6 protein-coding genes are annotated in these 8,018 nt (G+C 60.7%); 4 read left to right on the top strand and 2 right to left on the bottom strand.

Features of this window, described 5'->3' with window-relative positions:
• Positions 1-128 precede the first annotated feature (128 nt).
• The 4 genes from FG91_RS21050 to FG91_RS22270 all read left to right on the top strand — a co-directional run bounded on the left by FG91_RS21050 (position 129) and on the right by FG91_RS22270 (position 5,117).
• Positions 129-1,403, top strand: a complete 1,275-nt coding sequence (locus FG91_RS21050; protein ID WP_052187576.1) for a hypothetical protein — start codon at positions 129-131, stop codon at positions 1,401-1,403.
• 60 nt (positions 1,404-1,463) lie between these two features.
• Positions 1,464-1,766: a hypothetical protein gene (locus tag FG91_RS13110; RefSeq protein ID WP_037515627.1), complete on the top strand. Its 303-nt coding sequence runs from the start codon at positions 1,464-1,466 to the stop codon at positions 1,764-1,766.
• 247 nt (positions 1,767-2,013) lie between these two features.
• Positions 2,014-4,011 (top strand): HsdM family class I SAM-dependent methyltransferase, encoded by a 1,998-nt coding sequence (locus tag FG91_RS13105; protein ID WP_037515631.1) that lies wholly within the window; start codon positions 2,014-2,016, stop codon positions 4,009-4,011.
• Complete coding sequence (locus FG91_RS22270; protein ID WP_152568110.1) at positions 4,008-5,117, top strand: restriction endonuclease subunit S; 1,110 nt, start codon at positions 4,008-4,010, stop codon at positions 5,115-5,117. The genes FG91_RS13105 and FG91_RS22270 overlap by 4 nt, the downstream gene beginning before the upstream one ends.
• Before the next feature lie 71 nt (positions 5,118-5,188).
• Here the strand turns inward: FG91_RS22270 and lepA are convergent, their stop codons facing one another.
• Both lepA and FG91_RS13085 read right to left on the bottom strand, forming a co-directional pair.
• Positions 5,189-7,012 carry a translation elongation factor 4 gene (gene lepA, locus FG91_RS13090; protein WP_037515626.1) on the bottom strand — a complete coding sequence of 608 codons (1,824 nt, stop codon included), beginning with the start codon at positions 7,010-7,012 and terminating at the stop codon, positions 5,189-5,191.
• A gap of 45 nt (positions 7,013-7,057) precedes the next feature.
• Positions 7,058-7,942, bottom strand: coding sequence for a hypothetical protein (locus FG91_RS13085; protein WP_037515628.1), 885 nt, complete (start codon positions 7,940-7,942; stop codon positions 7,058-7,060).
• Positions 7,943-8,018 lie beyond the last annotated feature (76 nt).

Below are 8,018 nucleotides of genomic sequence, written 5' to 3'. Positions count from 1 at the left end.
TCCCCGCAATCGCCCCGCCCCTGACACGGGGCGGCGTTGGGCGCGCGCCTCTCCAATTTTCCCTCTTTCCTACATTGTTCCCATATGGTTCGTTTATAACGTTTAAACGAACCATAGGAGTCAAGCCCATGAAACAGGAAATCCTCCCGCCCCTCCCCGCCGTCATCGACGCGGAGGCCGACCCCGCGATCGATCCCGACGATCTCCCCGAAGAACTCGCCTTCACCCCCGTCGAACAGCGCACCAAGCGCTGGACCGGCATCACCGCCCAGAAACAGCGGATGTTCATCGCGCATCTCGCCGCGACCGGCGCGGTCAGCATGGCGGCAAAGGTCGCGGGCCACTCGACCTCGGCCTTCTATCAGCTCCGCAAACGCGACGATGCGGAGAGCTTCGCCGCCGCATGGGACCGCGCGGTCGAGGCGGGCGCGCGCCGCGTCGCCGACCTGCTCATGGAATATGCGATCTATGGCGTGCCCGAGACGATCTCAAAGGAGGGCCGCGTCATCCTCGAACGTCGCCGGCCGAACGTGCGCGCGATGCAGCATATCGCTGCGAGCCGCTTTCCCGAGGCCTTCGGCGCGGGCATCAACCCCATCGATGGCCCCACCACCGCAGTCCCGCACGCAGTCCGCCGCCTGCGCGAGAAATGGCAGGCCGACTGGGAGGCCGAGCGCCAGGCGCGCCTGATGGAACGCAATGCCCGCGCGAACCGGCAGGACACCGACCTCGACGACCGCCTCCGCATCATCCGCACCGCCTATCAGCGCAAGATTTCGCACGACCCGGTCAAGCGCGCCGCGTGGGACCTGCTCACCGGCCCCGGAACCGATTGGGCCGCGGCGCGAAAAGCCGACGCCTATATCAACCCGCAGAAGCACGAATGGCACATGCACCACCCCGACATGATCGTCCCGCTGTCGGCCGGCGCGGGCAATGTCGACTGGGAGGAGGCCGAGGGCGGCGACCTGTCGAACCCCGCCCCGCCGCCCGCCGACCATGTCCGCTGGACCGAGGGCGGCGAAGAGGACGAACTGTGGTTCGACCGCTTCGAGGAGCATATGATCGAGGGTGAGGCCGGCGAAAGCGACCTCGCCAGCGGCAAGATCACCCGCGGCGACATGCGCGCCGCCGCCAACCGCCTGCGCGAGCGCGCCGAGGGCTGGCAACAGGCGCGCCAGCCCGTGATCCAGCACCCCCACGACTTCCTCGCCGACACCCACAGCCAAAGCGGCCCGACCAGCCGCGACCGCGACGCCGCCCGCCGCCGCGCCGAGCGCGAGATCGCCGCGCTCGAAGGCGAATGGAACGCCGCCTACAGCGAGGCGAGCTGGGCGGCATGGAAGGCGGGGACACCGGCGGCCGCGACGCACGAAACGCCACAGGCGGGAGGCGAGCAATGAGCCGCCCGAGCCAATCTTCGGAATCCAAAGCCGTGAACCCCGGCAGGTGTCCGGAGGCACGTGACTCCGGGCACGGCCCATAGCGGCGCAGCGCAATCTATCTGGACCCCGGCTTTCGCCGGGGCACACCCATTATCGCGCGAACCCTATGGCGGCCGGGTCTCCTGTGAAGCCTTCCAGCCCGAAAAGGTCCAGACCTGCCTCTCGATCGACCGCCTGATCCACGACGATGATTGCATCAAGATACTCGCCGGATCGGCAACGATCGTCGGCGACGAGGAACGGCTGATGCTGAGCGGAGTGATCGAGATTCCGGCGCGGTGTGTGGTGCGGATTGTTCGGTTGAAGGAGTTCGTGGGCTGATTTTGGACGGAAGCGAACTGAAAGTCACTAGGCTGCAGCTGGTCCCGACCGGCCCAGCGGTGTGCAGCCAGATTACCGGCTGACATAACTACCAGCCATTGTGACACTGGCAACATTTGGATTTCGATTAAACTATTTGTGCCAGCACGTTTCTCAGCAACGCCTCACCTGCTATCTCGCGCCTTGAATCGGACAGGTGGAATCAGCCCAACGTCCGTCATGCGCCATGGTTAGGGGTAGGCTGCAGATGGGAAATGAAAAAGCTACTGATCAATTCGTCCGAGATCTTCTACGCGACATCGACGTGTCGCGCCCTTGGGAACAGGACGGAGGCCCCGCCTGGAAGCGCGCCGCACTTGCTGGCGGCACGAAATCCAAACTGGGGAAGGCTGAAGGTAAGCCCGAGTTCGTTTTCGTCATGGGCGACTTCATCGTCGTCGTCGAAGATAAGAAAGAAGCTCGTTTCACACGGTTCCTTCTGAACGACCAAGTCGCAACCGATTTCCCTTACCGACAGAACTTTGCGCTCAATGGTGCCGTTCATTACGCCAACGTAATGCTCAAAAACGGCGTTCCATCCAAGAAAGGCATCTTTGCGGTCGGAATAGGTGGGGAGGAGCAGCACCACGAGATCGCAGTTGCGTACCTCGGACAAGGGATGGTCAAGCTCCTCGACGACCTCGACAACCTCGATGTGTTCGGCAAGGACGCGATCGTCGAATATCACTCAGTCGCGGTCCTCGGAAATAAGCCACAGTCCGAAGTTCGATTGGACACCGTTAAGTTGGCTGCCTCCCGATTACACGAGGGAATGCGCAACTATGGGTCAGTAGAGAATGACCGGAAAGCTCCGCTTGTGTCGGCTATTCTACTCGCACTGGAAAAGCCGGGCTTCGATATCAACGACCTGAAAGGAATTTATGACGAAAAGCTACCCGGCGATTGGGACGGCGCAAAGATTTACCGCGCTGCACACGACTACATGGTCTCAAAGGGGTTCGGCCCCCACCAGAAGATTGGCACTCTTCTGGATCAGTTCGCTTTTATCGAGAAGTCCCCAGCGCTGAACCGCATCCACGCTGAGCTAGGGATGACGCCATTGAGGTGGTTTGCTCAGATTCTGAAGACGGACGTTCAGCAAGTCGTCACCGACCCGACACTAATCGCGTTCGATGTTTTGGGAAATTTTTACCACGAGTTCATTTCGTATGGCGGAGGCGACGGCAATACGCTCGGTATTGTGCTGACTCCAGAACACGTTACCACGCTTATGGCAGAGCTGATTGACGTTGGCGCGGGGGATTGGGTTCTCGACCCGACCGCCGGCACAGCGTCATTCCTGATCGCTGCAATGCACCGCATGTTCAACGATGCGGGTAACAATGAGGCAGTGAAAGAGGATATCCGGAAGAACAGGCTCCATGGAATCGAGCTTCAGGACAAGCTGTTCGCAATTGGCACGACCAATATGATCCTTCGAGGCGACGGTAAAGCCAACTTCAGGCGAGATTCCATTTTCGAAGCCCCGCTTCATGAAATGCGCGGCGACCAGAAAAACGACAAGGGGGAGTGGGTTTCGGGGCATGGCTTCACCAAAGCCTTGCTGAATCCACCGTATTCCCAAGCTAAAGACAAGAACACGCGCCATCTGTCGGAGTTGGCCTTCATCCAAAGAACCTTGGAGTTCCTGAACCCAGGCGGCCGCCTCGCTGCCATCATTCCTCAGTCAGCGATGGTCGGCAAAACGAAGGATGACAAAGACAGGAAAGTCGCTCTGCTGAAAAAGCACACGCTGGATGCGGTCATAACCATGAATGGGGAAACTTTCGCTGACTCAGGAGTGGGCGTGTCTGCTGTAATTGCATTGTTCATCGCTGGCCGGCCCCACCCTGCGGACGCGAAGGCCAAGTTTATCAATTTCCAGAATGATGGATACAAGGTGCAAATGCACCGGGGCTTGACCGACGATGGAACCGCGGCATCGAGGCGCAAGCATTTACTTGACGTGTTGCGGGGTAACGCGGTCGACGACACCAAGTTCATCGTGCTGGCAGAGATCACTGCACAAGACGAGTGGCAGCACTCGTATTTCTATTTCAACGATCTTCCTCCTTCCGTGGATGATTTCAGGGCAACAGTCGCCGACTACCTTACATGGCAGGTAGACATGCACAGCCACGGATATGGAAGCCTGATAACTCCCGCCGAGGGTGAGCAGGCGCCGAATAAGGAAAATGGAGAGTGAGTACATACGACGGATTGACGTTTGCACCCACCTACGTGGTGGACTTGGAGGGGCGTCAGGCAGGCATTTTCCGTGCGCACAAAGGGAAACGTCTCATAACTGCCCATAGGAAGCGGGGAGACACCCCTTTCGTAGGCGCTTCTCGTGTGAACAACAGCATTACCGATTTTGCGTCCACCCCAGCGCTATTTCCCGGTGGATGGGTGACGCTTATCTACAATGGCGACGGAGGCACTGGACACGCAAAGTATCAGCCCGCCCCCTTTAGCGCGTCCGATGATGTGATTGCTCTTGAGCCTGTATCTGAGGAGGCTACCGAGCCCGCTTTACTATTGATCGCCAGTATGTTGACGCACCAATGCGTTCCCAAATTTGGTTTCGGATACAAGTTGACGCTTCACAGGCTTGCTCGCCAGAAAATCATGGTGCCTTTGGCGACTGGTTCCAACGGTGGAGAGGTGGTGGACTGGGCTGGTCTGAACAAGCTCGGAGAAGAATTGATGCTGGAGATCAAGGCCAGCACACGCTCAGTTCGAGCCACCGAACCGGAAGATGATGACACGCTACCGGAACTGACGTTCGAACCGAGGCTGATAACCGACGTCTTCGAGACGATGAAGGCAACGTCGGCATGGTACAACAAGTCGGACCTGACTCAAATCGGCGACGGAAGCTACCCGTTTGTGTCTCGCACACGCGAGAATAATGGTATCGATGGATGGTGCGTCCGGCAGAAAAAGTATCCTGAAGAGGGTAACGCAATTACCATCGGACTTGATACGCAAACTATCGCATATCAGCCGGTGCCGTTCTACACGAGCCAGAATATTCAGGTACTGCGAAGCCCTAACCTAAATGTCGATAACGCAATGTTATTGGCAACACTTATCAAGCAGCAGATGAGCCGATTTGGTTGGGGAGGCAACGGGGCGACCCTCGGCCGCTTACGCAAGACACGCATTATGGTGCCAGTGGCAGGCGGTGCGATCAATTGGAACGGTATGGAGATATACGGTCGGGCACTTCGAGTCCAAGCTGAACGCCGGATGGGGCCAATGATTCCGGAGACTAAGGACGCACTGTGGGGCACTAGAATGGTTCGTTAGGATCTCAGCTTAACGCCTGCTGCAAGTCGGAATATCTGTCACGTTCTAAGGCCGGGATCGGGCACAAGTCCCTAAGCATCATCCCCCATCCGCAATGCGGCAATAAACGCCTCCTGCGGAATATTGACATTCCCATATTCGCGCATCCGCTTCTTGCCCTCTTTCTGCTTTTCGAGGAGCTTCTTCTTGCGGGTCGCGTCGCCGCCATAGCATTTGGCGGTCACGTCCTTGCGCAACGCGGCGATGGTTTCGCGGGCGATCACCTTGCCGCCGATCGCGGCCTGGATCGGGATCTTGAACATGTGGCGCGGGATCAGGTCTTTCAGCCGCTCGCACATGCCGCGGCCGCGCGTTTCGGCGGTGCCGCGGTGGACGATCATGCTGAGGGCATCGACCGGCTCGTTGTTGACGAGGATGCTCATCTTGACGAGGTCGCCGGGGCGGTGGCCGATCTGGTGATAGTCGAAGCTGGCGTAACCGCGGCTGATGCTCTTCAGCCGGTCATAGAAATCGAACACCACCTCGTTGAGCGGCAGTTCATAGGTGATCTGCGCGCGGCCGCCGACATAGGTCAGATTCTTCTGCACCCCGCGGCGGTCCTGGCACAGCTTCAGGATCGGGCCGAGATATTCGTCGGGCACGTAAATCACCGCCTCGATCCACGGTTCCTGGATCTCGTCGATGCGGTTCGGGTCGGGCATGTCGGCGGGGTTGTGGAGTTCGATCTCCTTCGCCGCCTCATTCTTCGTGTGGCCGAGCTTGAGCTTGTACACCACCGACGGCGCGGTGGTGATGAGGTCGAGGTCATATTCGCGGGTCAGCCGCTCCTGGATGATCTCGAGGTGGAGCAGGCCGAGGAAGCCGCAGCGGAAGCCGAAGCCCAATGCGGCGCTGCTTTCCATCTCGAACGAGAAGCTCGCGTCGTTGAGGCGGAGCTTCTGGATGCTTTCGCGCAATTTTTCGAAGTCGTTCGCGTCGGTCGGGAACATGCCGCAGAAGACGACGGGCTGGACTTCCTTGAACCCCGGCAGCGCCTGCGCCGCGGGCTTTTTGGCGTCGGTGACGGTGTCGCCGACGCGCGCCTGCGCGACGTCCTTGATCTGCGCGGTGATGAAGCCGATCTCGCCGGGGCCGAGCTCGGAAAGCTGCTCGATCTTCGGCGTGAAGCAACCGACGCGGTCGATCAGGTGGGTGGTGCCCGCCTGCATGAACTTGATCTGCTGACCTTTTTTCAGTACGCCGTCGACGACGCGGATCAGGATGACGACGCCGAGATAGGGGTCGTACCAGCTGTCGACGAGCATCGCGACCAGCGGCGCGGTCGCGTCGCCCTTCGGCGGCGGGATGCGCGTGACGATCGCTTCCAGCGCTTCCTCGATGCCGATCCCGGCCTTCGCGGATGCGAGCACCGCGTCGTCGGCGGGCAGCCCGATGATGTCCTCGATCTCGGCCTTCACCTTGTCGACGTCGGCCGCGGGCAGGTCGATCTTGTTGATCACGGGCACGATCTCATGGTCATGCTCGATCGACTGGTAGACGTTCGCGAGCGTCTGCGCCTCGACCCCCTGCGCCGCGTCGACGACGAGCAAAGCGCCCTCGCACGCCGCGAGCGACCGCGACACTTCATAGGCGAAGTCAACGTGACCCGGCGTGTCCATCAGGTTGAGCTCATACGTCTCACCGTCGTGTGCCTTATACTTCAGGCGCACCGTCTGCGCCTTGATCGTGATCCCGCGCTCCTTCTCAATGTCCATATTATCAAGGACTTGCGCCGACATCTCGCGCGCGGTCAGCCCCCCGGTGAACTGGATCAGCCGGTCGGCGAGCGTCGACTTGCCATGGTCGATGTGCGCAATGATGGAGAAGTTGCGGATATGGGACAGAGGCGTGGTCATGCGCCGCGCCCTAGCAGCGGAAAGCCGCGCTGTCAGCAGGGGAAGCTACAGCGCCAGCCAGCGCTGGCAATCGTCACGAACGCGAGGATCGCCGTCGGCCATTCCGCGCTCCAGCACCGCAGCCCGCGCGCTGCCCTCTTCCACCGCCGCCAGCGCCCCGATTGCATTCGCGCGCACCCTTGGCACCGGGTGCGCCTTCGCGAACTGCTCCGCCACATCCTTCCCATTCCCGGTCAAATGCACCGCGCAGCGGAGCAGCATTTCGCTGCTCGTCAGCGTTGGGCGCTTGGCGATCGTGCCCTTCTCCAGGTCGACAATATATTGGTCGCGCCAGGGGACTTGCTCGCCCTCGTCCATGATGTTGAGGCTGACCGAGAGGCTTGCCGGGGGGAACTGGCTGTGGATGTCGCGGTGGGCGCGGTAGAGCATCATCTTGCCATGGCTTAGGCTGTGGCGCTCGACGAATTTGAGGTCCAGCGGCTCGCCGAGGCGGCCGTCGACGGTTTCGGGGTCATAGTCATAATAGTCGCTGACATAGCCAGGGCCGAAATAGCCGGCAGTGAGGAAGTGGAAATTATGGTCGTGCGGGACGCCGTAGGAGAAGGCCGCGGGGCCGCTCGCGGCGAAAGCGGCGTCGCGCTGTGAGGGCCACATATTGGCGCGGAGGTAAAAGCCGCGCGGGCTGCGGTGGAGGAGGAAGACCTGCGCCGTGTAGCGGTTGAGGGTCAGCTGGTCGCTATAGCTCTCCTTGAGCGCGGCGATCACGCGGTCGGCGAGGAAGTCGGGGTTGCGCGACAAGCCGGCGAGGAGGTCAGTGCAGCGCGCGATGCTCGCTTCGTCGGTGAGGTCTACCCCGCTTTCGTCGAGGCGGGCGGTCACCTCTTCGATATCGAGCGCGGAGCCTGCGGGCGGGTCGATCAGGCGAGGCATGGGGCAGGCCCCTTCGCGCGCGGCGCCGGTTTGGGGGTGGAGGGCGCCGGGCTTGTGCAAGACCCCGGCCCTCCAC

The organism is Sphingopyxis sp. LC81 (assembly GCF_000756375.1).
GTDB lineage: Bacteria > Pseudomonadota > Alphaproteobacteria > Sphingomonadales > Sphingomonadaceae > Sphingopyxis.
The sequence above is the reverse complement of the archived record's forward strand: the minus strand, read 5'-3'. Positions and strand labels throughout refer to the sequence as shown.